This window comes from Fluviicola sp. (assembly GCF_039596395.1).
In the GTDB taxonomy this organism is placed as follows: domain Bacteria; phylum Bacteroidota; class Bacteroidia; order Flavobacteriales_D; family Crocinitomicaceae; genus Fluviicola.
Map to the genome: position 1 here is coordinate 1,275,632 of NZ_JBCNJT010000001.1, position 24,758 is coordinate 1,300,389.

The following is a 24,758-nucleotide window of genomic DNA, read 5'->3' on the forward strand; positions in this document are numbered from 1 at the left end:
TTTTACGGATAGCCCCGGTTTGAAAATTTAGTCTCCCGGAATCCGGGCCTGAAGCTATATTTGAACAACCTTAACGATTAAACCTCTTGTTATGAGACGAAAAATCAGTTGCTTCCTGTTTATGCTGTGTGTCGTTTGTGTTCACGGACAAAAAACATCCATCCTTGTCGATGAAATGACTGCGCATCATTTAAGACAATTACCGGAAGAAAAGCGATCTCATTTCGATAGCATTCTCCAAAACAGCATGCGAAAAAACTGGCTGTCGCGTGCGGATGAACGCTCGTTTGATGTTGCATTTATAGAAGAGGAATTTTGTGAGAAAATGCATTCAGTCACAACAACGGAATACTATTTTAACCGGGGAGACAGCATTCCGGCTTATTTATACGAACAGGGGGAAATGGTGGAAGTGAAAAACAGATATGGTTTTCCGGTTACCTGGTATTATCAACATGTGATTCATTATCAAACGTTTCAACCATTATTCGAAACATACAGCAAATTTCAACCCATGCAGGAATTGGCTTACGAGAAGGAGCAAATTTTGGATTATTCCTGCATAGGTAGAGCGAAAGATCAGGATAAACGGTTTGAAGATCAGCGAACTGCGGAACTCAAAACAACTTACCGCATTAACACCATGATCGACAAAAAATCGAATACAATCCTGGTTTCAGTTCAATATGCGCCGGAAAAACCGAAGTTTGAAATAAAAGGCTACAGTTCTGCATGGGATTGGTAAGTTCATTACTTTTAACCTCGTTGATTCCGATAATTATTGGAATTAGAACCTTTGAACTTTTAAACTTTTAAACCTTCGAAGCTCGCAACGCTTATGCTGAAGCTTCAGCGAAGGCACAGAGCGAAGAAGATTTGAACTTTCTTAAACTTTCCTTGAACCAGTAAACACCATGATAAAAACCTATTTGACCTATTCCAGGGATGCTGGAGACTTTAAGTTTGATCTTGTAGCATTGAGCCAAAACGGGCTTTCGGGAATTCGCCTGATAAACAAAGGAAAAACAGCAGAAGAATTCACTGACCGGATTGCTGAAATTTTAGCTTATGGAAAAAAGAATAACCTGGAACTGGAAATCCTGGTCGATTTGCCCGGAGAAAAGGCCTTGATCGGGAATGTTGGCAAAGGCATTCAAATTGAAAAAGGTGAAGTTTATCAATTATGCAGTGAAAACCAGGAGGAGAAATCAAGCGATATTCCAACCACCGGATTCCTGTCACAATTGGATCCGGAAATCGTTCGTGCGGGAGATGTTATTTCCATTGCTGACGGCGAACTGGATATGAAAATTCTGGAGGTCATGAAAACTTCAGTAAACTGCGAAGCGCTGAATTCCTTTTTTCTTACGTCAAACAGGTCGTTTACGATTAAAGGGAATAAATTGCCTGTTCAGCCTGTTTCAAATCACGATAAGATTCTTTTGGAGTCCTTGCAGCCAGCGGCATTTTCCGGTCCGGTGAAGATCCTGGTTTCATTTATATCGGACGTTTCACATGTGGAATACGTCAGGCAGCTGGTTCCCGGATTTCACATCGTATCTAAAGTAGAGACATTGATTCCTTCGGAGAAGCTGGAAGAAATTATACGGGCCTCAGACAGCATCATGCTAGGACGTGGAGATTTGACAAGTACCAGTAAAATGAGTGAGGTATTCCCGTTTCAAAAAGAGGTCATCAGGCTTTGTAATAGCTACCAGAAAGAATTGATCCTGGCCACAGGTTTATTCGGAGATTTAAAAAACAGCGGCAAACCGAGTATTTCCGACATGATGGATTTCGGGTTCCTGAGAAACCAGGATGTTAGTGCCTTTTTGATTGCAGGTTCCAATGCGAATCAATATCCTTTTGAAACCTTGGATTTGATTACAAATTTTGAGAACTTAGACTGAAATTCAAAGATACAGATGAGTTTATCCAAACAATTGGCAAAGCATTTAAGAGATGTTCATTTCGGAGGAAACTGGACAGAGACGGATTTGAAAAAAACATTGTCGGATGTAACCTGGAAAGATGCATTGACACAAGTCTATTCGCTGAATTCCATTGCTGCGCTTACCTTCCATGCAACTTATTATTTGGATGTACTGATTACCGTTCTGGAAGAAAACAAGCTCACCGGAAAAGATGAGATCAGCTGGATTCTGCCATCCATTCAGTCGCAGCAGGATTGGGAAGCCTTGCAGGAACGCATCTGGGAAAGGGCGGAGAAGGCCGCTTCATTGATAGAAACTTTGCCGGATGAACAGCTGACCCAGGATTTCATTGATCCGAAATATGGGACCCAATACCGCAACATCGCAGGGATTGTGGAGCATCTCCATTATCATTTAGGGCAAATTGTAATCATCAAAAAATTGCTTGTACAATAAATAACCGCGATTTGTCCACCTTTACAAGTGGTGTGTCGGACAAAAGCCAGTTGCCGAGTTTTTACTTTTGATGAAAAAAAATATGGCAGCTATTCTTAAGAAAGCCATGTCGGGGCTTTTGGATAAAATGCTCGGAACGGCTAAAGTCATCGGGGTTAATCGCTGGGAACCTGAAACGATGGTGGAAATAGACGTTCAAATGCCCGGTTTGAATATGGATAAGTGGAAAACGATCCATCGTGTCAAATGCAAGGTCGGAGAACTGGAATACCGCGATTACACGCCTTCTTGCTGGAATGCAGAAAAAGGAACCTTTAAATTGTATGTGGAAGCCGGACATGATGGCGTAGGAAGTCGCTGGGCGCAGCAAATACAGGCCGGAGATACCATTTTATTGGGATCGGTTCATGCTTCTCAAATACCGGTGAAAGAAGGGAAGGTACTTTGCTTGGTGGATTTGAGTGCTTTGGGACATGCATTGAGCCTGAAACAATTAACGGATCACACAAAATTCCCATTGGAAGTTGGGGTATTTTTACATGAATCGTATGAAATTCCCCAAGTGCTGATAAACGAAAACCCGGAATTTGAATTTCTTTACCGGGAAAATGAACACAATGTACCAGTTTTGGAAAAATGGCTGATGTCAAAAAAATTAGCTAACTATGAATCCATTTGCATAGCAGGAAATACCCCGATGGTTTCACAGCTGCGGAAAAAGCTGAAAGCCATTCCGGAAGTCGGCGCAAGGATCCTGGCACAGGGATTTTGGTCCTAGAAAAAAAGAAGATGAGTAGAGAGCAGATCCAGTTGGTTCAATTACCCGGTAAAACACGTGGAATCGAATTGTTTCGAATTACGGAAGAGCTGGTTTCTTTTGTAGAAACGGAAATGGCACTATTGCCGCACCGGCATGATCATTATACCTGTTTTTTTATTGAAAGCGGCACGCTTTACCTGGGAATCGATTTCAAATCCGTAAAAATAACCGGGCCGGCGATGCTCGTTTCTTATCCCGGACAAATGCATCACCATTTAAATGCGCTGGAATCTTCAGAGATTGAAGGATGGATTCTGGCTTTTGATCCGAAGTTCATCCATGAAAGTGCTTCCGTAGCCATTGAAGAATCCTTCTCTGAAGTAATCCTGGTTCCTTTTAGCGAGGAACAAAAAGCGTGGTTTTCCGGTTTATTTGAATTGATTCATACAGAAGTGAAACAGGCAGATCCGGCCGGGAATCCCGTAGCGGGACACTTAATAAACGGATTCTTTTCCAAAATTGCCGGGCTCTTTCAGCAGCAGGAAAAAGAACGCATTCTGGCATTTTCTTCCCGGAGCCTTGAAATTGTAAAAACGTTCCGCAGATTGGTGCGTGAAAAATACAGTTACCTGAAAAAGCCGTCCGAATACGCTGAGATCATGAATATCAGTGTCAGTTACTTAAATGATACGGTAAAGTCAATGACCGGTTTTTCAGCTACGGGTTTTATTCAACAGGAAATTTTCAGGGAATCGCAGCGTTTGCTTTGCTATACGAATAAAAGTATCAAGGAAATCGCTGTTCAATTGGGATATGAAGATTACAAATACTTCATTCGCCTGTTTTCCAAATCTGTCGGAGTTTCACCCTCAAACTTTCGTAAACAACATCAATAATCGTATTTTTAGTCCGTAATGAAAAAAGAGGACAAAGACGAAAAGGCGATTCATTTCCATGCAGTAATTGATATTATCGGGATCAATCCGTTTGTGTTTGTACCCGGGGAAATTCTCAGTGATCTGTTCTGCGAATTCGGGAAGGATAAAGGACCGGTTCCTGTAAAAGGAACCATTAACGGGAAACCATACCAACAGACATTGGTGCGTTTTGCCGGAGAATGGCGGTTGTATATCAACACCAAAATGCTGGCGAAATCTCCGGAAAGGATCGGAGAGCGGGTAGCAATAAGCATCGAAGTGGATTTTTCGGACCGTACGATTCATCCGCACCCGAAACTGGTTCAGGCTTTGAAAGAGAATTCCCGGGCGAATGCCGTTTTCGAAAGTCTGGCGCCTTCCCTTCAGAACGAAATTGTTCGCTATATTGCAAATCTGAAAACAGAAGCAAGCATAGACCGGAATGTGCTGAAAGCAATTGATTTTCTCCTCGGAAAAGAACGCTTCATCGGTCGTGACGGCATAAAATAACTTTGGAGGATTCACCCCGAATCTTTCATTCAAAACTGAAACACATGGCAAAAACAAAAACAGCAGAAACAACCAAAGATGTCTATGAGTTCATCCTGGAATTCACTGATTCCGAGCAAAAACGGAAAGACAGCCGGGAACTCATTCAATTGATGGAGGAGGTTTCCGGTTTCAAAGCCAAAATGTGGGGACCGAGCATCATCGGTTTCGGAACCTATCATTACAAATATGCTAGCGGACACGAGGGCGACGCTCCTTTACTGGGTTTTTCTCCGCGAAAAGCAGCCATTTCGCTGTATGTTTCAACGGGCGAGCAGGGACAGGAAGCCCTGATAAACGACCTGGGAAAGTTTACCATGGGAAAGGCCTGTATTTACATCAAGAAATTGGCAGATATCAATCCCGAAAGCCTGGTGAAGCTCATGAAAGATACGATGGCGCGAACTACTGAAAAATACGGATCATGAAGTTGATAGCGATTTTAGGGCTTCTGTTGAGCTTTCAGCTAATTGCTCAGGAACAGCATGTCCGATTATTGAAGGGGCAGAAAAATTACCGCCTGGTTTCAAAAAATGAACAGTCCGATCTCAAGTACAAGTTGTTCAACCAATTCGGTTCAGTGAAAATTTATTCCGGCGGGAAAATCGAAAAAGCTTTTCAGCCGAAAAAGGGGAAATTCACGGTCTATGTATTCGTTGCGGAATACCAGGGAGATTCATTCGACGGCACGCGTAAAACATTCCACGACAAACTGATCCTGAAAGTAAATCCGGAAACCAGCGAAGTCCTGGACGGATTCCAGTATACTATGGAATGGGCGGAGCCACCGGCAGCCTACGATTTGTATCGTGTAACGGAAGATGGCGTTGTGCTCACTCATCATATGGATTTGGATGAGCTTCAAATGCGGGTTGATGATAAATTTCAGGGTGAGTACATGGATCTGGAAGATCACGGAATTGTTTGGTTGGAATAACCGTAAAAGATGGAACTGAACTTGATCGCAGACAAATTTCCGAAGGAAAATGAATAGGGAAGATATAAAAAAACACTTTGAAAGTAATGGCTATACCGGATGGCATACACTGATTGATATCGTTTATGACAGAAAACCGGATCATATTGAAATCAAAGAAGTTTTTGAAAAATATGCATGGTTGGAAGTACGTTATAATGGAGAAGATGAAGATTACAAGTATCTGCTTCAGGCAATCAAAACAATCAGTGAGTGCATGTGCCAGGTTTGTGGAGAAAGCGGCGGACATTCGCTGATAGATGGCTGGGAAACGACGCTTTGTGATAAGCACTTCGAAAGTGCGGATGCTGCATTAAAGTTGCGCGGATAATAAGCGCGACCAGGCTTAAAGAATTTTCATGCCATTAGTCGGATCAATCTGTTTTTGTAATTATTACTGAATTACCATTTATTAACTCTGGCGGTTTTGTATCGGAAATTGGTTTCCCTAACTTGAAGATAATTATTAAAAATTTTCAGTTATGGAATTCAAAAAGTTACTTTTTATCGTTTCGCTTGGGTTTGCACCGATGGTCCATTCTCAAACGACACAAGTTATCGGTACTACGACTTTGACTATCGATACCTTGTCAAACGAAGTGTCCATTCCATGGGAAATTCAAGTGGAAGGGGAGAGTTACCTGTGGGTAACGGAGCGTGCAGGAATTGTTAGCCGGATAGATTTGCTGACCGGGGAAAAAGATACGTTGCTGGATTTGACAGCTGACGTTCATGCAGCAGGAGAAGGAGGTTTATTGGGAATGGCGTTGCATCCGGATTTTCCGGTGATCGCAGAAGTATTCCTGGTGTATACCTACGGAACCGAAGACAGTCAGGGATTTTTCAAAGAACGATTGGTGAAATACACGTTTGATAATACAGACCTGGTTACACCGGATACGTTGATTGATGATATTTTGGCTTATAGTAATCACAACGGGTCACGGTTGCATTTCCTTCCGGATAAAACCCTGCTGATGTCGACCGGAGAATGTTCTCAAAGTCAGTTGTCACAAGATACCAGTTCGCTTTCAGGGAAATACCTGCGTTTGAATACAGACGGAACTATTCCGGCAGACAACCCAACGCCCGGATCTTACATTTATACTATGGGGCATCGAAACTCGCAGGGAATTTGTACCCTTCCGAACGGGAAAGTGATTATTTCGGAGCACGGACCTTCAACGGATGATGAGTTGCAGGTACTCGAAGCCGGAAACAACTACGGCTGGCCGCTCATTCATGGTTTTTGCGATGAACCGTTTGAAGATGCTCCGTGTGCAACCGGTTTGTATACCGAACCTATTCGCGCCTGGACACCGACGATTGCAACCTCCGACCTGGTTTATTATCAAAACACCTTATTTCCGGAATGGAATAACCGCGTGCTGATGGTTACGCTTAACGGCCAACGGTTGGTAGCGATGGAATTAAACGCACAAACAACGGCTGTTACAGACGAAGATCAGTATTTCCAGGGACTTTTCGGACGCTTGCGAGATATCGCGATCGGTCCGAATAAGGAAATTTATATTGCCACGAATTCCGGTACCAATCCGATTATTCGTTTGACACCTTCCAACCCATTAAGCATTACGCAATTGGAAGATCAGCCGCCGTTAATCATTCCGAATCCGGCAGAAAGCTATATTCAGTTGGCAAACTATCAGCAGGCCGACCAGGTTTCTATCCTGGATCTGACCGGGAAAACGGTATTGGAATTGAAAAATGTGGAAAGCGGGAACCAGATCGATATTACCAAACTACCGACGGGAACTTATTCCGTGGAAGTAAAATATACGGGAAATGATCAGGTTGTGCGCTCTAAGCTGATTAAAGAAAGATAAAGAATGAATCTGAGGATCTGTGAAGGATGATACTTTGCAGATCCTTAAACTTTTCCTTCCTTTGTAAAAAAGGAAGGATTATCGTTATGAAAAAAGCGGAAGCAACACGCTTAACCATTCTGCAAAAAGCATTTGAGCTCATTTATGTCAAAGGATATCAAACCACCAGTATTGATGATATCCTGGCCACCACGCAAGTAACGAAAGGAGCTTTCTATTATCATTTCAAGAATAAGGACGAAATGGGATTAGCGATCATTAACGAGGTCCTGAAACCGACCATGACCGAAAGCTTCATTCTTCCTTTACAAAGTCAGGGCGATCCATTGGAGTTTATTTACGATATGATGTATCATTTGCTGATCGGAAATCCATTCCTGAAACCGGAATTCGGTTGCCCCGCGTCCAACATGACCCAGGAAATGACTCCCTGGAATGCAGATTTCGGCCGGGCAATGAACGAACTCGTCGTGGAATGGGAACAAACACTGATTCATGCGCTGGAAACCGGCAAACAGAATGGTTTTGTAAGAACTGATGTTCAGTCGAAACAAGTCACGGTTATGGTCATGTCGGGATATTGGGGCGTGCGGAATTTGGGCAAACTGGATCATGGAAAAGAATCATATCACCTTTATTTAAAAGAGCTTAAGAATTATTTGACAAGTCTGAAATAATTTTTTTGACCAAAAACATACTAAGTAGTATGTTTTTGAATTATTTTTGCATCGATAACTGATTTTCGATGTATTCAACGCTCATATTTCTGCATTCTTTAACCCGCTGGCTGGTAGTTATCAGTTTGCTCCTGGCCATTTATCGGGGTTATACCGGATTTAAATTCCAAAAGACATTTACCAAAAGTGATAATTCTATCAGGCACTGGACCGCCACCATTGCGCATGTGCAATTGATCATCGGAATTTTGGTTTATACCCAAAGTCCGGCCATTCAATATTTTTGGAAACACACCAGGGAAGCACTACACAATTGGGATGTTACGTTCTATTCACTCGTTCACGCATTGCTCATGCTGCTTGCAATTGTAATCTTAACGATTGGTTCGGCCAAAGCCAAGCGTATGCAAACCGATTCCGATAAGTTCAGAACGATGTTTCTTTGGTTCCTCATAGCTTTCATCCTCATTTTTATTGCCATTCCGTGGCCATTCTCCCCGTTGTCAAACAGACCTTTTTTCAGATAATATGTTACAGATCATTCAATCAAAAGTAGGCCGCTTGCGCCTCATCGGATTCCTGGAAGGAATTTCCCTGCTCATTCTTTTATTCATAGCACTTCCTCTGAAATACGGTTACGGAATACCCGAAGTTTCCAAAGTAATGGGAACCGTTCACGGGGCTTTATTCCTGCTTTTTGTTTTCAACACTTTGAGCGTGGGAGTAGAGTATCAATGGAAATTCCGGGAAACAACCTGGAAAGTATTGCTGGCTTGTATCGTTCCGCTGGGAACGTTTTACATCGATCAGAAAATTTTAAAACGAATGGATCCTTCAAACAGCAAGTAATATGAAAACCATTGGAATTATTTTGGGAGTTTGCCTGGTTCTTTATATCGGCTATCGCACGTACCGTTTTTTGAATCTCGATAAAGGATTGGGGAAGAAAATAGAACAAGGAGCAGTAATCCTGGATGTAAGAACACCGTCTGAATATAAAACCGGGCACATTGAAGGATCTGTCAATTTGCAGTTGAGCCGCTTGCATGCAGACAAGCTTCCTCTGGACAAGGACAAAACTTATATCACCGTTTGTTCGCACGGACTCAGAAGTGTCAAAGCCATGAACTTACTGAAGGAAAAAGGATACAAAGTGTTCAATGGCGGTGCTTTAGCCGACCTGGAAAGCGAAATTAAACAAACAGAAAAGTAAGCCCTGCATGCAATATTTGCGTACTTTCAGAGGGTAATTTGAAAGTAAGGAAAGTGGATATTGAAGCAATCAGAAGTATTTGCCGGCAATTTCCCGGAGTAACAGAAGATGTGAAATGGGAACATGACCTGGTTTTTTCCGTGGGGTTGAAAATGTTTTGTGTAGTGGGGCTGGATGAAACACCCGTTTCAGCTTCTTTCAAAGTCAGGGATGAAGAATTTGAAGAAATGGCCGGCCGGCCGGGGTTTAAACCGGCACCTTACGTAGCTAAATACAAATGGGTGCTTATCGATGACATTACCCGGATGAAACGAAGCGACTGGGAATTTTACCTGAAACAATCTTATGAACTGGTTAAAGCAAAACTTCCGGCTAAAACACGAAAAGCTTTGGATTCCAATGGTTAGTAAAAGCTGAAACATTTTAAACCTTTAAAACAAAACCTTCTGCTATGAAAAAAATCTGGTTATTATTCCTGGTTTCAGCGTTGTTCTCTTGCGGGAATTCCATAGAAACAAAAAAAGAAAACACTGCCCGGGAAAGCGAAGTTGACCGGAAAATCGCATTGGAAGTACTGAATGATTATGTGGCTAGCTGCAATGCGCTGGAAGATCCGGAAAAATGGGTTTCAACGAATCCCTTACTGACAGCGGATTTCAAGTCAGCGTATCAAAAAATGATCAAAGATGCCCGGGAAGAAGATCCGGAATTGGGCCTTGGTTTCGATCCGATATTCAACGCACAGGATTACCCCGACAAAGGTTTCACAATTGCTTCCGGTAAATCTTCGGATGATTCAGTGGTCGTTTTAGAAGGAATTGATATGAAAATGACCGTGAAAGTGAGGTTGAAAGCAGTGAACGGGAAATGGCTGGTTGACGGAGCAGGAGTTATCCGGATGGATGATAAATAAACCTGTTTCCGCGGAAATGGATAGTTTTGAGCTATATTTGGGATCTAAAATCAATACTAATGAATCGAATTAAATTATTCACGTTAGGTGTGTTTGCAATAACTGCACTTGCGTCAAAAGCTCAAACACTTGTTTTCCAGGCAAAAACCGTTGAAAACCAACTTTGGGGTTATTCAAACATGGAAGGAGAACTCGTTATCCCGGCTGAATACGACAAATGTTATCCGTTCTCATCCAATGGGCTTGCTGTAATTTACGACGAAAAAGAGCGTCAGTACCATTTCATTGATGTGAAAAACCAGCGATTAACAACCAATCCTGCCAAGTTTAAGATCAAAGACGGGCTGGGATTCAATGTAAGTGGTTTCAACGATCATTTGTTCCTGGTTCAGGTGAACAACAAATGGGGCTACATGAATGATGAGGGAAGCCTGGCCATTCCCGCAAATTATGATAACGGAAGTGATTTTAACGGAGGTTTTGCTACGGTTACCAAAGGAAAGCAATTTTTAGTAATAGATAAAGACGGAAATGAAACACCTCTTGAGAGCGGAATAACCGAAGTAAAAGAGTTTTCGGATGGGCTTGCACCGGTGAGAATGAGTAGCAAAAAATATGGATTCATTGATACCAAAGGGAAACTGGTAGTTCCGGCTGAGTACGAAACCGTGGGATATTTTGTAGACGGATTGGCATGGGTGAAGACTGCAGCTGGGAAATTGGGATACATTGACAAAAGCGGCCAGTGGATCATCAAGCCTGAATTTGAAGCAGGAAAGGATTTCGACCATACTAGCGGACTTGCGCGTGTTAAGAAGGGCGAAACCTGGTGTTATGTGGATAAATCCGGCAAGATCCTGTATGTGAAAGATACCGAAAGCTGGGGTGATTTTTCAGAAGGTTTGGCAGATGGGAAAAAAGGCGGAATGCGAGGATTTTACGATCATACCGGTAAATGGGTAATTGAGCCTAAATTCCTGGCTGTTCGTGATTTTCACAATGGCTATGCAGCTGCCAAGTCGGCTGACAATAAATGGGGAATTATCGATAAAACCGGAAAATGGGCGGTAGAACCCAAATTTGATTCAGTGAAAGATGTAACCCGGATTAAATAAAATGATTTCAACAGATAGAAAGCCCTGGCGATAAATGCCGGGGCTTTTTGTTTACGGTGGGTAAATTTCGGTCTTTAAATCGTATTGAACGTCAGGAACAAATTCCTCAAACGAATTAAAATGGCCAGATAACGTTAAATTGTTTGTCAGCTAAACGGTAATTGGTAACTTAACTCCTCTTAGAACCCAAATTCACACAAATGAGCAGATCCTTGAGTGTTGCTGTTATTACTTTACTGTCCTTCGGATGCTATTTTTTCTTATCACAGGCCTATTTTTCGGAACTCAGGATATGGATCAACGGATATATCCCGGATTTGGGAATTAGCCATTTGCTGGTATATCTGCTGGTTTCCCTTCCGGTTGTTTTAGGCGCTTCCGTTATCAATGAATTCAAGCGCTGCCAAACAACATTGGGACTGAACCGTTCCATAGTCAAAGGAGTTTTGTTCCCGCTGGTTTGTACCCTTCCAATGTTTATAGGCTTTGCCTTGTGTTTTTCAATTAACAAGCATTTGACCGCTGATGAGATCCTGATTACAGCAGTTGCGGCTGCATTTTTTGAAGAGTTTATTTTCCGGGGTTTTCTTTTCGGGCAATTATTCCGGTTCACGAAACTGGGCTTCATTCCGGCTATTTTGCTCGGAGCGTTCTTATTTGCAGCCATGCATTTGTACCAAAGCAATGATTTACCGGTTTTGATCGGAGTGTTCTCCACCACCTTTATGGGGGCGGTGCTTTTTGCTTGGCTTTTTGCCGAATGGAATTTCAACTTGTGGATTCCGGTTTTCCTGCATTTCTTCATGAACCTGGCCTGGATGCTTTTTGCGGTTTCAGATAACGCTTTCGGAGGTTTTTATGCCAATATTTTTCGTTTGCTCACCATTGCGTTGGCTATTACTTTGACGCTGGTTTATAAACGCCGGAAACAGCTTCCCCTCAAAATCAATAAGGAAACTATCTGGATCAAGAACCGGAATTAATGATTAATATTGAGTGATGAAACACACGATCAGCTTCTTGTTAATTGCCTTGTTGTTTGCCTGCAATTCTACCGAAACTCCAAAGGTAAAAACGCTTAAACAAATCCTTGTCTTTGAATCCCGTTTTGAATTAGGGAAGGAGCTGGAACCACGCCTGGTTGAACGGGAAGTATACAATGAAAAAGGATTACTGATTTCGCAAGTGGCCTATGAAGAATCGGGAACCGTAGATTACCGAAGCGAATTGGTTTACGACGCGAAAGGACGGAAAATAAAGGATACTTATTTCCTGGGAAATAAATGCCATTCCATTTCAGAGTTTCTCTATAAACCAAACGATAGCCTTCACATCATTGTGGTTTACCAACCGGATATGAAACTGGATTTTACCATTCAGCCGCTTTACGATAAAAAGGGATTTAATTACAGGGATGTTTGCCGGGAAACGGATCATAAGCTGCGTTTTTGGGATACCTACGAACGGTATAAATCCGGGAGGCTCAAAAAATGGACGCGTTTTAATCCTGACTCAACAGTCCAGTCCAAAGCTATTTATTACTACGACCGGAAAGGACGGGAAATCAAAAATGTGTGTTCGGGAGAATTAGGCGGGACTTATCTTCACAAATACAGCAAGAAAGGATTGGTAACAGAAGAAATCGGCTACAACACGCTGGATCATTCGTTTTTGTGGCTAAAGGTTTTCCGATACGATAAATCGGATAACCTGGTTAAAATCATAGAATACGACAGCCTGAAGGACCGTCCTAAAAATCCGTGGAGAGTACGCTATTACAAATACGAGTTTTGGGAGCCTTAAAAGAAAAAGATTGTAGATTTGAATGAAACCAATAGAATAGGACCTATGAAAAAAACAATCCGTTTGGCAATGAGTCTGGCGCTGATTTTTTCTCTTGCAGCCTGCTCATCAGGAGAGAGTTCCGCTCAAACGACTAAACGCGAGAAAAACCTGTTTCCTGATAACAGCGGTTTATACCCGATTATACAGGACAGCCTTTTCGGATATATCAATACAAAAGGCGAGGTAGTGATCAAACCACAGTTTGAAAAAGCTGCCCAATTCAGTGAAGGATTGGCGTATTTTGAAAAAGACGGAAAATACGGATTTATCAACACAAAAGGAGAAGTGGTTATTGAACCTGTTTACACCAAAAAGTCGAGAGGATGGCTCAAATTGGCTATTGAACCATTGGGAGAAACCTATTTCAAGGAAGGGTTGGCCGCAGTGAATAAAAATGGCTTATTCGGCTACATCGACAAAAAAGGACAGGAAGTAATTCCTGCTCAATTTTCAGAAGCAAATGCGTTTTCACAGGGATTCGCGTATGTCAGAAACGGTCAGCAAATCTATTTTATCAATCAAAAAGGAGAAAAGCAATTCGGAAGAGATTTTGAATGGACATCAGGTTTCAACGACAGCCTGGCCCTGGTAATGACCGATCAAAAAGTGGGTTACATCAATACTTCCGGGAAATGGGTCATTCCAAACAAATACTACACCGGCGGAATCTTTATGGATGGATATGCGGCAGTAAAAGATACCCGCGAGGGAAAAACCTGGAAATTGATTGATAAAAAAGGAAAAGTCCTGTTTGAAAAAGAAGCTGACAGGATGCATAAGGGATTCGGAAATTATGTTTACTTCAATGAGGGGAGAAACGAAGGACTGCTGGATTTGAAGGGACAGGTGGTTATTCCGGCTAAGTACGATGTACTATTTTTCCTGGACGAGGTAATTATTGTAAAAACAGATTCGAAAGAAGACCGTTTCGGGCTTATCAACAAAAAAGGAGAATGGGTGACTGAAGCTAAATACCACGCATTGTTTCCGGCGGGAGATAATATGATCCTGATGGGAACTGAAAACAGGGAGTTGGGATACATTGATTTTTCCGGGAAAGTAATCTGGAAACCAACGAAATGATCACTGAATTTGCGAATTTATTCATATGAGTTGAACCGATTGTTGAAATAGCTGTATCGTTGTCATATGAAAAATTACCTGGTTGTTATTTTGCTTTTCCTGGTGAAAACAGGCTTTTCACAAAATCAGGAAGTGTATTACCAAACTTCTGAGAAGAATTATGCCTTTAAACTGTATGGAAATACCTGCAGCTTGTATGAACTTTCAAACTATGGCAGTTGGGTTAACCGGGAATGGGAGCTTCCAGCCGTTTACAGACCTGAAAGTGCACTGGATAGTTTGGGAATTCTTTTTTCAAACGAACAATACGCCATTTCATACGATTACAAGTATTTCCGGGTGTGTAAACTGAAAAACGGGAAGATTAAAGAGCGTCATACCTATGTAGCAAAAAAGCTGGAAAATCCTGCTAAACTCTATGAAGCGATCAACCATTCTTACTGGGAAGTGCTTTACCGCACAACAATTGATGAAATGAGAAATAATTATCCCGGTTTCCATGCATACAGGTATCCATATTACCGGTATGGAAGTCCGGAAGCCTGGGAGTCACTAACCTTTAAACAGGCTGAACCTTCGGAGTTTGAAGTACTTTCACGAAAGCAAAATCAATTCATAAAAGACAGTTTAATCCGAACAAACAACCGGTTGATTTTCCTGAATGATTCCATTGAAACCCATATTTCTACATTAACACTTGAAGCATTGAAAAGCAATTTCATGAGCCGTCCGATACACGTAAATGCTTATGACGAATACCAGCAGGTCATGCTGAAATTTGTTGCCGAAAAGCGCCCGGATTTGTTTTATGACCTGGTAGAATCGTTACCGGAAGAGAAGAAATACCTGTTCCACAAAGTTTCATACGGGGATTCGTTTAAATCACTGAAGAAATTTGAGACCGTTTCTCCTGTTAAAAGAGAATTCCTGAAATACAAACGAAAAGAGAGCTTAAAAGCAGGCTTAATGGTAACAGGTGCCGGATTGCTGGAAGTAGGTGTAATCGGAGGAGCGATTACCGGAATTGTTTACTGGATCCGGAAATAATCAACCGGATTTTTTACTTTAGCTGCTATGAGTGTAATCCATGAATTGGCAAGTTCTCTCAATCGCAGAGATGAAGTTCCGAACCAGGAGTTGGCAGCAAAAATAGCGTCTTCAAAAGACATGCAAGGAGTAAAGGAACTGATCGAAAACCTGCAATCGAATAGCAAGGATATTCAAAACGATTGCATTAAGGTGTTATATGAAATCGGCGCATTGGATCCGACATTGATTGCAGCATATGCGCAAACATTCCTGGATTTGTTAAAGCACAAAAACAATCGTTTGCAATGGGGCGGAATGGCAGCCCTGGACAATATTGTTTCTGAAAAACCGGATTTCATGTACGAATCTGTTCCTTCAATCCTGGACGCGGTTTCCAGGGGGTCGGTTATTACAATGGATGGTGCGGTGAATATTTTTATCAAACTGTGCGGCATTGCAAAATATGCCGATCATGCTTTCGATGTATTGCTGGAAGTGATCCGGAAAGCGCCTGTGAACCAGTTTCCCATGTATGCAGAGCGCGCAATGCCAATAGTAACGCCTCCAAACAAGACGCGTTTCGTAACCATTTTAAGCAGTCGGCTGCAGGAAATTGAAAAGGAATCGAAGCGCAAACGGGTAGAGAAAGTAATGCAGAAACTAGCGAAGGCCGGGTAGGCAATGAATATAAAATCATCTGAATTAAAAAGTTAAACATGGAAAAATCAGAATCAGGATCACCGATTTACAGGTATCAGGAAAACGACAGGAATGAATTTCAAGCACCTTCCGGAGAAGGGAACCTTGAAGAAATTTCTAAACACATTGAAAAATATGTAGGTGAGGTGAATATGGTGTTTCATGAGTTGATCTCAGACCAGGTACATATTGACCTTCATTGGATAAAACCTACTTCGGAACGTCCTTATCATACATTAGTAACTTCAGGGATGAGCGATAAGCCGATGACAACTCCTTATGAAATGAATGGCTCCCGGTATGCCGAGTTGAGTATTTGTTTACCGGCAGACTGGAAAATTTCGCAGGAAGATTTTGAAGACGAAGAAAATTACTGGCCTTTGAGATGGTTGAAAATACTTTCACGTTTTCCGCATGAATACAATACCTGGTTAGGGTATGGACATACGATTCCAAATGGAAATCCACCCGCACCATTTTCGAACAGGACCAACTTGAATACGATGGTTTTGCTTCCTTCAATCCTTTTTGATCCGGAGTTTCATGAGTTGAAGATCAATGATGAAAAAACGATTTGTTTTTATACAATCTACCCGCTTTATACGGAAGAAGTTGACTTGAAGATGAAAAAAGGAGTAGATGCCTTATTCGATGGATTTGAACGAATCGGATTAACAGATGTCCTGGAAATAAACCGGGAAAATTCGGTTAAACGTAAAAAACTGTTCGGATTATTTTGAAGACCTTAAAATCGATTTAGTCACAAAAATTGTTTAAAAAGTGAAGTTTCAAACATTCTGTTCTAACTTAATAGAACACAAAAACAGATGTTATGGAAACGACTTTATGGCAGCCGCGGCTTGAAAATGAGTTAGTACTTCTACGTCCGTTGGAACACTCAGATTACGAAGCATTGTATCAGGCCGCATCAGATCCGTTGATCTGGGAGCAGCATCCGGCATATAACAGGCACGAGCGTGAAGAATTCGATTCTTTCTTCGGGGAATCCATTGCCTGCGGAAAAAGCTTTGTGATCATTGATAGAAAAACAAACAAAATTATCGGCAGTACCCGTTATTACGATTACGATCCGGAAGATTCATCGATTAAGATCGGGTTTACATTCCTGGACCGCGCACATTGGGGCGGAAGTTTCAATTTTGCGAACAAGCAGTTACTGGTTGAATACGCCTTCCGCTATGTAGACAAGATTATTTTTGAAATTGCGGAAGTGAACATTCGTTCGCAGAAGGGAAATACCCGGTTGGGACTGGAAGAAGCAGGACATTTTATGAAAGACATCAAAGGGAAACAGTATCCGTATATTACGTATCTGCTGACCCCCGAAATGTGGGCAAACGCCAAGCGCATGCGTGCATGATTTTTTATTGACCGCAAAGAAATGGAGAACGCAGGGTTGCTCGTTTTACTAGCGTTTTTTCACTTTTGTGTTTCTGTCTTTCAGAAGAAATTCCGTCTTGATCAGCTATGCAGGCCGTTCTTTGCGGTTAATTTTCCGGTATTCTCAGTACTCCGGGAAAAGCATCTTCCGGGACGTCATTGCCATATTACAACATTGAGATATTGCAATATTTAAACTTTGCAACTTTGCAACATTGCAATATAGCCATGTCCGATTCATCGGTCGCAAGCTGTAATATTTATTTTTTCTTTATAGGATTACCTGTACTTTTGTTTAGATTTTGACCTTTGAAGTACACGAAAACCCGTCATATTTCCCTGTTCAGGCAATTTATCCTCAATTGTTTTCTGGTGCTTTCCGTATCGGGGCTTTGCTATTATTTCAATCACCTGATCGACAATCGGATTGTTGCGCTGATCCTGCTGATGACCGTTTCAATCTCAGCCATGATCTTCAATATCTGGCCGGTTTTGTTGGGGGCAACCTTAAGCGCTTTTATCTGGAACTTCTTTTTCATCGAGCCGCTGTTTACCTTTCATATCAACGAGGCAGAAGATTTCCTGACCTTCCTGATGTATTTCGTGATTGCTTTTATCAATGCGGTACTGACCTTCCAGATCCGGAGAGCAGAACGAAAAGCGCGTGATAAGGAGGAAAAAGAGAAGGAAGTGAAATTGTACAATACGCTCTTCAATTCACTTTCCCACGAATTGAAAACACCTTTGTCCACCATTCTTGGTTCAGTAGATATCCTGAAGGAAAACGGGTCAAAACTGACTGCTGAACAGCAACTGGATTTGTTGCGTGAAATAGATAAATCGGGGATGCGCCTGAAGCGGCAAGTTGAAAACCTGCTGAATATGAGCCGGCTGGAGAACGGAATGCTGCAACTGAAACTGGACTGGGTGGATATAAACGAGTTGATACATCAATTAATCCAGCGTCACGAAGAGTTTTCCGATCAACGGATTTTATACCGGTCAAACGAAGGATTACCGCTCATGAAGCTCGATTCCGGCCTGTTGGAAACAGTGCTTGATAACATTGTCTACAATGCAGCCCAGTATACTCCCGATCACTTGCCGGTAGAAATAGCCGTACAATGTGAGGACAACCGGTGTACCATTTTAATTTCCGATTCAGGACCGGGTTTCCCGGAAGCATCCATGGATCACATTTTTGAAAAGTTTTACCGTTTACCGGAATCGAAAGCCGGCGGAACAGGCCTTGGATTATCCATCGTGAAAGGTTTCGTGGAAGCACATGGCGGAAGGGTGGAAGTGAAAAACAAACCGCAGGGAGGTGCGGAATTTAGCATACATTTACCGGTGGAAACTTCCTTTATGCATCATCTGAACAATGAATAAAGCAGAAATACTGGTTATTGATGACGAACCGCAGATTCGTAAATTGCTCGAGATTACGCTTGAAAGCAACGATTACAAGGTTATTTTAGCCGAAACTGCCAAAGAAGGCATCCTGAAAGCCGCCAATCATCCGCCGGAATTGATCCTTCTCGATTTAGGACTTCCGGATAAGAGCGGCCATGAAGTCATCCGTGAACTGAGGACCTGGTACAACAAAGCGCTCATTGTGCTTTCCGTGCAGGATTCGGAGGAAGATATTGTACGAGCTTTGGACGACGGAGCAACCGATTACCTCACCAAACCTTTCCGGAATGCGGAATTGCTGGCCCGGATCCGTTCTGCCATTCGCAGGAACCATTCTTCCAATGCAAAAACCGTCCTGCAGTTGTGCGACCTGGAACTGGATATTCCGGGAAGAGTGCTGAAGAAAGGCGGAGAGATTGTGAAACTAACCTCTACGGAATTCAACCTCATCGTCCTGTTTTTCAAGAATGAAGGAAGGGTACTGACCCACCAGTTTATCCTGAAAGAGATCTGGGGAGTTGGTTACCAGACAGAAACGCAATACCTGCGTGTTTTCGTGAATACGCTGCGGAAAAAAATCGAAGACGATCCGAACCATCCGAAATACATTGTGACCCAAAGCCGGGTGGGATACCGGTTTTCTTAATGATCAATTATCAATTATCAATGAATCAAGCCCATTCTTGATAATTCCAGCATTTATAATTGATCATTTCATTTATGTTTTCTTTATAAATCCGCACAATCCTTTAATATTTCCCCAAGGTCTGAACCCCCAACTTTGACGTATCAAATGAAGATACATGAAAAAGATGTCAAACGGACTGAAAGCCAGGGTCACCGCAGGATCTCTGCTGATCGCATTGGGAATTATTTATGGGGATATCGGTACGAGCCCGCTCTATGTACTGAAAGCAATTGTAGGAGACAGGACCATCACGGAAGACCTGGTTCTGGGAGGAATATCCTGTGTGTTTTGGACTTTATTGCTGCAAACGACCGTTAAATATATCTGGCTGACCTTAAAAGCAGATAACCAGGGTGAAGGAGGAATCTTTTCCCTGTATGCACTGGTTCAGAAAAGGGGCAAATGGCTGGTTATTCCTACGATTCTCGGAGCAACTACACTCCTGGCCGACGGAATAATCACTCCGCCCATTTCAGTGGCATCTGCAGTAGAAGGATTAACGATGGTGAAATCACTGGGAGAAATCCCGGTTGTACCGATTGTTATTGTCGTCTTATCGCTCCTGTTTTATTTCCAGCGTTTCGGTACCCAAAAAGTAGGCTCTGCATTTGGCCCGATCATGGTGATCTGGTTTACCATGCTGCTGGTTTTGGGATTGAACCAGATTGTGCATTTTCCCAGTGTTTTCAAAGCATTGAGTCCGCATTATGCTTACAACCTGTTGGTGAATTACCCGCATGGATTCTGGATTTTGGGAGCGGTATTCCTGGCAACAACCGGAGCAGAAGCCCTTTATTCGGATTTGGGGCATTGCGGGCGTAAAAATATCCGCATTACCTGGGGATTCGTGAAGCTGAGCCTGGTTTTGAACTATTTGGGACAAGGAGCGTGGCTGCTGCACCAAGGCGCTGACAAACTGGATGGTATCAACCCGTTTTTCGGGATTGTTCCACCGTGGTTCCTGTTGCCAAGTATCCTGATCGCAACAGCTGCTGCAATCATTGCATCACAAGCTTTAATCAGCGGTAGTTATACGCTTATCAATGAAGCAATTAATTTGAATTTCTGGCCGCGGGTTTCTGTCAGACAACCTTCCGACAACAAAGGACAGATTTACATTCCAAGTGTCAACAACATTCTGTGGATCGGTTGTGTACTGATGATCCTTTATTTCAAATCATCCACGCACATGGAAGCGGCTTACGGATTCAGTATCACGGTTGCCATGATGATGACTACGATCCTGCTTTGTTACTTCCTGATTTACCACCTGAAATGGCATTGGTTACTGGTTTTATCCGTTCTGTTGGTATTCTCTGCGGTAGAGATTTCTTTCTTCGTAGCGAATGTTGCCAAGATTAAAGAGCGATGGATGTTCCTGTTCTTCGAATTGTTTATTTTCCTGGTGATGTATGTGTGGTTTTACGCCCGCAAGATCAACAACAAGTACATGCGTTTTGTAGACCTGGGGAAATTTGCTCCGCAGATCAAGGAATTGAGCGAGGATGAATCCGTTCCGAAATTTGCAACACACCTGATTTATTTGACGAAGGCCAATCACCGCCACGAAATAGAGGACAAGATCATCAAATCTATTTTTGCGAAAAAGCCGAAACGCGCGGATGTTTATTGGTTTGTGCATATCAACCGGACAGAGCATCCGTCCACGCTGGAATACGATGTGACCGAACTGATTGACGACAAGCTTATCAAGATCAATATTCACGTGGGATTCCGGGTGCAGCCCAAGACCGAATTGTACTTCAAGAAAATAGTACAGGATTTGGTGCAGAACAAGGAACTGAACCTGCACAACCGGCCCGATGGTTCGACTAAATACAACCAGGAACCGGATTTCAAGTTCATTGTGTTCAAGAAATACCTTTCGGTGGAAAACGAACTGGGAATCAAAGACGGGTTCCTGCTGAAGTCCTATTTCCAACTCAAAAAACTGGGGCAAAGCGACGAGCGTGCCTTCGGGTTGGATAAAAGCGACACGGAGGTGGAAAAAGTACCGTTGCTGCTTTCAAACTGTACGCAATTCCATTTAATACGTAATCAAAATTAATATCAAATAAAAAAATGAAAACACTTGTTTTTACAGGCTTTTTATTGGCAGCCTTGACCGGTTCTGCGCAATCAGAACCCGATACCATTATTCCCAATAAACAAAAGGGAGAACCGTTCAACAATGCCGATATGAGCTGGGCCAACGGGAGTGATCGCCGGACTTCCAATATCTGGAAGAACCTGAAGTATTTTACTCCAAGCGTTTTAGTCGACGTGAATTATACCTATTCGTTCAATAACCCGAATGACAACACAGTAGTCGGATCGACAGCTTTGGCACGGAACAATGAATTTCAGCTTTCGGCACTTCATTTCGGAGGAGATCTCGAATACAAGGGAGCAAGAGCGCGCTTCATGACCCAGTTCGGTACACGTTCAACCGTCATTCCAAGAAATGATTACAGTCCGTATAAAGGCCAGTACCAATTGGCAAACATTTACCGCTATGTGAGCGAAGCTTATGCAGGGTATCACATCAACCGGCTTCACGGAATCAATATCGACGCCGGTTTATTCATGTCCTATATCGGTTTGAACTCCTTCTACCAGGCAGAAAACTGGGAATACCAGGCATCCTTTACATCGGATAATACGCCGTGGTTCTTCAACGGGTTGCGCACCCAGATCTATCCCAACAGCCAATTGAAAATAGAAGCCTGGATTATCAACGGCTGGCAAAGTTACGGACGTTTCAATGCAATGCCCGGTTTCGGGGGAAACCTGACCTGGATCCCGAACGACAAACTGAAATTGCTGACCAATGATTATTACGGAACGGATGCAGCCGGAATCAAGGACCGCAAGCGTTTCCACAGCGACAACAGCTTATTGTACAAATACTTCGACAGACCGAATTCGAAGGGGATTTCCAGGATGGCCTTTTCCCTGACAGCCGATTTCGGGTTTGAGAAAGGAGGAGGAGTAAACGGGTTGAAAGATGGAGACAGCATTGCCGGACCTGCGCAGTATTTTGCCAGTGCCATGTTTTACAACCGGATCTGGTTCTTTAAAAACAAGTTTGCCTGGACAATCGGAGGAGGAGTGATGACCAACCCCGGACGTTACCTGGTGCTGTACCCGACAGGGCAGGCGAGTCCGCTCCCGAATCCCAATAATCCGACACAAACGGAAGGTGCGTTTCCTTTTTCTGCAAATCCCGGAGATCAGTTTAAGGGATGGGATTGTTCTACAAACATTGATTTTATGCCGAACCAGAGTATTACTTTCCGGGTGGAGTTTGTTTACCGGGCTTCGAGTGTTCCTTATTTTGCGGGAAGAGGAGGTGTGACTTCCCAAACCGGTTATGCCACAACGCCTTTGGATCCTAACTGGAAACCTGACCTGGTGAAGCATGAAAACCGGATTATTTTTGCGCTGCTGTTCCGGATATAGAGAGGGTTCAAGGGTTCAAAGGGGTCAAAAGGTTCAAATGTTCAAAGAGTTCAACTAAATTGATTAAACTTTTGAACTCTTTTTGAACTCTTTTTTTTCTAACTCCGACAAAAAACCATCAAACTCCTCAATTGTTTTGCGAGGCTTTGGGCTGTGCTTAATTTTGGTTCAGTGAATAAGTTAGGTGTAAGCATTTTTATTTTCTCAAATCGTAAAAATGACTTAAGATTATTGATTAAAAGTTAGCACTAAAATCAAACGTTTCAGTTTTCTCACCAAGATTCTGAAATGCAAAATGGAGCTAATATTTGTAGTATTTAGGTGGTTAGGTTAAGGAAAAGTTCGCTTAGGCGGACTTTTTCGTTTTAACGAGGTTACGGTTGTGAGAAGTGGAAACGGTACTTTGACTCCCGCTCAGCAACTTTTCCGTCTTCTCTTATTTTGCACTTTAAACCTTTGAGATTTGTTTCATATCCCTGTTGTGTTCCGATTATATCCGGTTTTCCGATCGTTTTCAGCCGGATTGTTAAAAATAAGGTGATTTGTTGGAGGAATAACGTTTTCATACTATACCCGTACTTGACCTATACTTGACCCGTACATGACCCGTACTTAACCCTCGCAGTTCCGGATTTGATTTTGGCTATCACTTCTCTGGTTACACATTTGATAAGTGCGACGGTTGGTTTCTTTTATGATACCAGCTACAAAAATTAACGCTTTGCGGTTTGCCGGGAGTTCCTCAATCCGTAATTTTAACGCATGAAAAAGATCAAATATTCCGTCCTGGATTTATCCGTGATTACCAAGGACGGCAACGCAGCAACAGCCATTCAACGAACAGTAGATTTAGCACAAAAAGCAGAGGAATTGGGGTATGAACGCGTTTGGCTGGCAGAACACCACAACATGGAGTTCATTGCCAGTTCGGCAACTTCTGTATTGATCGGACACGTGGCTTCTAAAACCAAAAGCATTCGCGTGGGGTCGGGAGGAATTATGCTTCCTAACCATGCGCCCTTAGCCATTGCAGAACAATTCGGGACGCTGGAAACTTTGTATCCTTCACGGATTGACCTGGGATTGGGAAGAGCACCGGGGACGGATCAGCAAACGGCCATGGCTCTGAGAAGGGGAGATTTGAATACGGCTTATCAATTCCCCAACGATGTTACGGCGCTTCAAACATATTTCAGTGAAGCCAACAAAACAGCAGCTGTGCGCGCTTTTCCCGCCGAAGGGTTGAATATCCCGATCTGGATTCTGGGTTCCAGTACGGACAGCGCTTATTTAGCGGCGGAAATGGGATTGCCTTATGCATTTGCGTCGCATTTCGCCCCGAAACAATTCAAGATCGCTATACAGATTTACCGGACTAATTTCCGTCCGTCTCAATACCTGGAAAAGCCTTATGTGCTGGCCTGTGTAAACGGGATTGCAGCGGACAGCAACGAGGAAGCAGAATTGTTGTCGATGAGTTTGTACCAGATGTTTTCAGGTATTCTGACCAACTCGCGGAAACCTTTGTCGCCACCTATCCCGAATCTGCTGGCATCCTGGCCACAGGAATTACTGGATGCCGTACAGGGAATGACTGCTTGTACGTTTGTGGGCGATAAAGATACGCTGATTGAGCAATTCAGCCGCTTTGTTGAAGAGCATGGTGTGGATGAACTGATGATTACCGGGAATATTTTTGACAATGAAAAGCGGTTGAGGTCTTACGAAATCCTCTCAGAGGTTTTCAATGCGATCAACCTGTCTTAGAATTGAGGGAAATT

29 protein-coding genes are annotated in these 24,758 nt (G+C 42.8%); all 29 read left to right on the plus strand.

Annotated elements, in window-relative coordinates; all coding sequences use genetic code 11:
- The first annotated feature begins 91 nt into the window (after positions 1 to 91).
- The 29 genes from ABDW02_RS05550 (at position 92) to ABDW02_RS05690 (ending at position 24,744) form a co-directional block, all read left to right on the plus strand.
- Entirely contained in the window at positions 92 to 745 is a 654-nt protein-coding gene (locus ABDW02_RS05550) for a hypothetical protein (RefSeq protein ID WP_343632938.1), read from the plus strand.
- Between the two features lie 169 nt (positions 746 to 914).
- A complete protein-coding gene (locus tag ABDW02_RS05555; RefSeq protein ID WP_343632940.1) occupies positions 915 to 1,910 on the plus strand; it encodes a pyruvate kinase in 996 nt (331 codons plus the stop codon).
- A gap of 15 nt (positions 1,911 to 1,925) precedes the next feature.
- On the plus strand, positions 1,926 to 2,390 hold the full coding sequence (locus tag ABDW02_RS05560) for a DinB family protein (RefSeq protein WP_343632942.1): 465 nt from the start codon (positions 1,926 to 1,928) through the stop codon (positions 2,388 to 2,390).
- Positions 2,391 to 2,472: 82 nt separating this feature from the next.
- On the plus strand, positions 2,473 to 3,168 hold the full coding sequence (locus ABDW02_RS05565; protein ID WP_343632944.1) for a siderophore-interacting protein: 696 nt from the start codon (positions 2,473 to 2,475) through the stop codon (positions 3,166 to 3,168).
- A gap of 11 nt (positions 3,169 to 3,179) precedes the next feature.
- Entirely contained in the window at positions 3,180 to 4,046 is an 867-nt protein-coding gene (locus tag ABDW02_RS05570; RefSeq protein WP_343632946.1) for an AraC family transcriptional regulator, read from the plus strand.
- 18 nt (positions 4,047 to 4,064) lie between these two features.
- The gene (locus ABDW02_RS05575; RefSeq protein ID WP_343632948.1) at positions 4,065 to 4,577 is read left to right on the plus strand and encodes a YdeI/OmpD-associated family protein; all 513 of its coding nucleotides are present in this window, start codon (positions 4,065 to 4,067) and stop codon (positions 4,575 to 4,577) included.
- Between the two features lie 44 nt (positions 4,578 to 4,621).
- Complete coding sequence (locus ABDW02_RS05580; protein ID WP_343632950.1) at positions 4,622 to 5,044, plus strand: DUF1801 domain-containing protein; 423 nt, start codon at positions 4,622 to 4,624, stop codon at positions 5,042 to 5,044.
- Positions 5,041 to 5,553, plus strand: a complete 513-nt coding sequence (locus tag ABDW02_RS05585) for a hypothetical protein (RefSeq protein ID WP_343632952.1) — start codon at positions 5,041 to 5,043, stop codon at positions 5,551 to 5,553. The genes ABDW02_RS05580 and ABDW02_RS05585 overlap by 4 nt, the downstream gene beginning before the upstream one ends.
- Before the next feature lie 49 nt (positions 5,554 to 5,602).
- The gene (locus ABDW02_RS05590) at positions 5,603 to 5,923 is read left to right on the plus strand and encodes a hypothetical protein (RefSeq protein ID WP_343632954.1); all 321 of its coding nucleotides are present in this window, start codon (positions 5,603 to 5,605) and stop codon (positions 5,921 to 5,923) included.
- A gap of 151 nt (positions 5,924 to 6,074) precedes the next feature.
- Complete coding sequence (locus tag ABDW02_RS05595) at positions 6,075 to 7,439, plus strand: PQQ-dependent sugar dehydrogenase (RefSeq protein ID WP_343632956.1); 1,365 nt, start codon at positions 6,075 to 6,077, stop codon at positions 7,437 to 7,439.
- An 86-nt stretch (positions 7,440 to 7,525) separates the two neighbouring features.
- A complete protein-coding gene (locus ABDW02_RS05600) occupies positions 7,526 to 8,116 on the plus strand; it encodes a TetR/AcrR family transcriptional regulator (RefSeq protein WP_343632958.1) in 591 nt (196 codons plus the stop codon).
- 68 nt (positions 8,117 to 8,184) lie between these two features.
- Positions 8,185 to 8,643: a hypothetical protein gene (locus ABDW02_RS05605; protein ID WP_343632960.1), complete on the plus strand. Its 459-nt coding sequence runs from the start codon at positions 8,185 to 8,187 to the stop codon at positions 8,641 to 8,643.
- A gap of 1 nt (position 8,644) precedes the next feature.
- On the plus strand, positions 8,645 to 8,965 hold the full coding sequence (locus ABDW02_RS05610) for a DUF3817 domain-containing protein (RefSeq protein ID WP_343632962.1): 321 nt from the start codon (positions 8,645 to 8,647) through the stop codon (positions 8,963 to 8,965).
- A 1-nt stretch (position 8,966) separates the two neighbouring features.
- Entirely contained in the window at positions 8,967 to 9,329 is a 363-nt protein-coding gene (locus ABDW02_RS05615; RefSeq protein WP_343632964.1) for a rhodanese-like domain-containing protein, read from the plus strand.
- 53 nt (positions 9,330 to 9,382) lie between these two features.
- A complete protein-coding gene (locus ABDW02_RS05620; RefSeq protein ID WP_343632966.1) occupies positions 9,383 to 9,736 on the plus strand; it encodes an MmcQ/YjbR family DNA-binding protein in 354 nt (117 codons plus the stop codon).
- Between the two features lie 44 nt (positions 9,737 to 9,780).
- Positions 9,781 to 10,242: a hypothetical protein gene (locus ABDW02_RS05625; RefSeq protein WP_343632968.1), complete on the plus strand. Its 462-nt coding sequence runs from the start codon at positions 9,781 to 9,783 to the stop codon at positions 10,240 to 10,242.
- A gap of 59 nt (positions 10,243 to 10,301) precedes the next feature.
- Positions 10,302 to 11,357, plus strand: a complete 1,056-nt coding sequence (locus tag ABDW02_RS05630; RefSeq protein WP_343632970.1) for a WG repeat-containing protein — start codon at positions 10,302 to 10,304, stop codon at positions 11,355 to 11,357.
- 200 nt (positions 11,358 to 11,557) lie between these two features.
- A complete protein-coding gene (locus ABDW02_RS05635) occupies positions 11,558 to 12,340 on the plus strand; it encodes a type II CAAX endopeptidase family protein (RefSeq protein WP_343632972.1) in 783 nt (260 codons plus the stop codon).
- A 16-nt stretch (positions 12,341 to 12,356) separates the two neighbouring features.
- A complete protein-coding gene (locus ABDW02_RS05640; RefSeq protein ID WP_343632974.1) occupies positions 12,357 to 13,160 on the plus strand; it encodes a hypothetical protein in 804 nt (267 codons plus the stop codon).
- 45 nt (positions 13,161 to 13,205) lie between these two features.
- Positions 13,206 to 14,285, plus strand: coding sequence for a WG repeat-containing protein (locus ABDW02_RS05645; protein ID WP_343632976.1), 1,080 nt, complete (start codon positions 13,206 to 13,208; stop codon positions 14,283 to 14,285).
- A 66-nt stretch (positions 14,286 to 14,351) separates the two neighbouring features.
- Complete coding sequence (locus ABDW02_RS05650) at positions 14,352 to 15,332, plus strand: hypothetical protein (RefSeq protein ID WP_343632978.1); 981 nt, start codon at positions 14,352 to 14,354, stop codon at positions 15,330 to 15,332.
- A gap of 27 nt (positions 15,333 to 15,359) precedes the next feature.
- Positions 15,360 to 15,992 (plus strand): hypothetical protein, encoded by a 633-nt coding sequence (locus ABDW02_RS05655; RefSeq protein WP_343632980.1) that lies wholly within the window; start codon positions 15,360 to 15,362, stop codon positions 15,990 to 15,992.
- Positions 15,993 to 16,030: 38 nt separating this feature from the next.
- A complete protein-coding gene (locus tag ABDW02_RS05660; protein ID WP_343632982.1) occupies positions 16,031 to 16,753 on the plus strand; it encodes a suppressor of fused domain protein in 723 nt (240 codons plus the stop codon).
- A gap of 92 nt (positions 16,754 to 16,845) precedes the next feature.
- A complete protein-coding gene (locus ABDW02_RS05665) occupies positions 16,846 to 17,394 on the plus strand; it encodes a GNAT family N-acetyltransferase (RefSeq protein ID WP_343632984.1) in 549 nt (182 codons plus the stop codon).
- 329 nt (positions 17,395 to 17,723) lie between these two features.
- Positions 17,724 to 18,803, plus strand: a complete 1,080-nt coding sequence (locus ABDW02_RS05670) for an ATP-binding protein (protein ID WP_343632986.1) — start codon at positions 17,724 to 17,726, stop codon at positions 18,801 to 18,803.
- Positions 18,796 to 19,473 (plus strand): response regulator transcription factor, encoded by a 678-nt coding sequence (locus ABDW02_RS05675; protein WP_343632988.1) that lies wholly within the window; start codon positions 18,796 to 18,798, stop codon positions 19,471 to 19,473. The genes ABDW02_RS05670 and ABDW02_RS05675 overlap by 8 nt, the downstream gene beginning before the upstream one ends.
- Before the next feature lie 157 nt (positions 19,474 to 19,630).
- A complete protein-coding gene (locus tag ABDW02_RS05680) occupies positions 19,631 to 21,583 on the plus strand; it encodes a KUP/HAK/KT family potassium transporter (protein WP_343632990.1) in 1,953 nt (650 codons plus the stop codon).
- Positions 21,584 to 21,597: 14 nt separating this feature from the next.
- Entirely contained in the window at positions 21,598 to 22,977 is a 1,380-nt protein-coding gene (locus ABDW02_RS05685; RefSeq protein WP_343632992.1) for a porin, read from the plus strand.
- A gap of 762 nt (positions 22,978 to 23,739) precedes the next feature.
- Positions 23,740 to 24,744, plus strand: a complete 1,005-nt coding sequence (locus tag ABDW02_RS05690) for an LLM class flavin-dependent oxidoreductase (protein WP_343632994.1) — start codon at positions 23,740 to 23,742, stop codon at positions 24,742 to 24,744.
- Positions 24,745 to 24,758 lie beyond the last annotated feature (14 nt).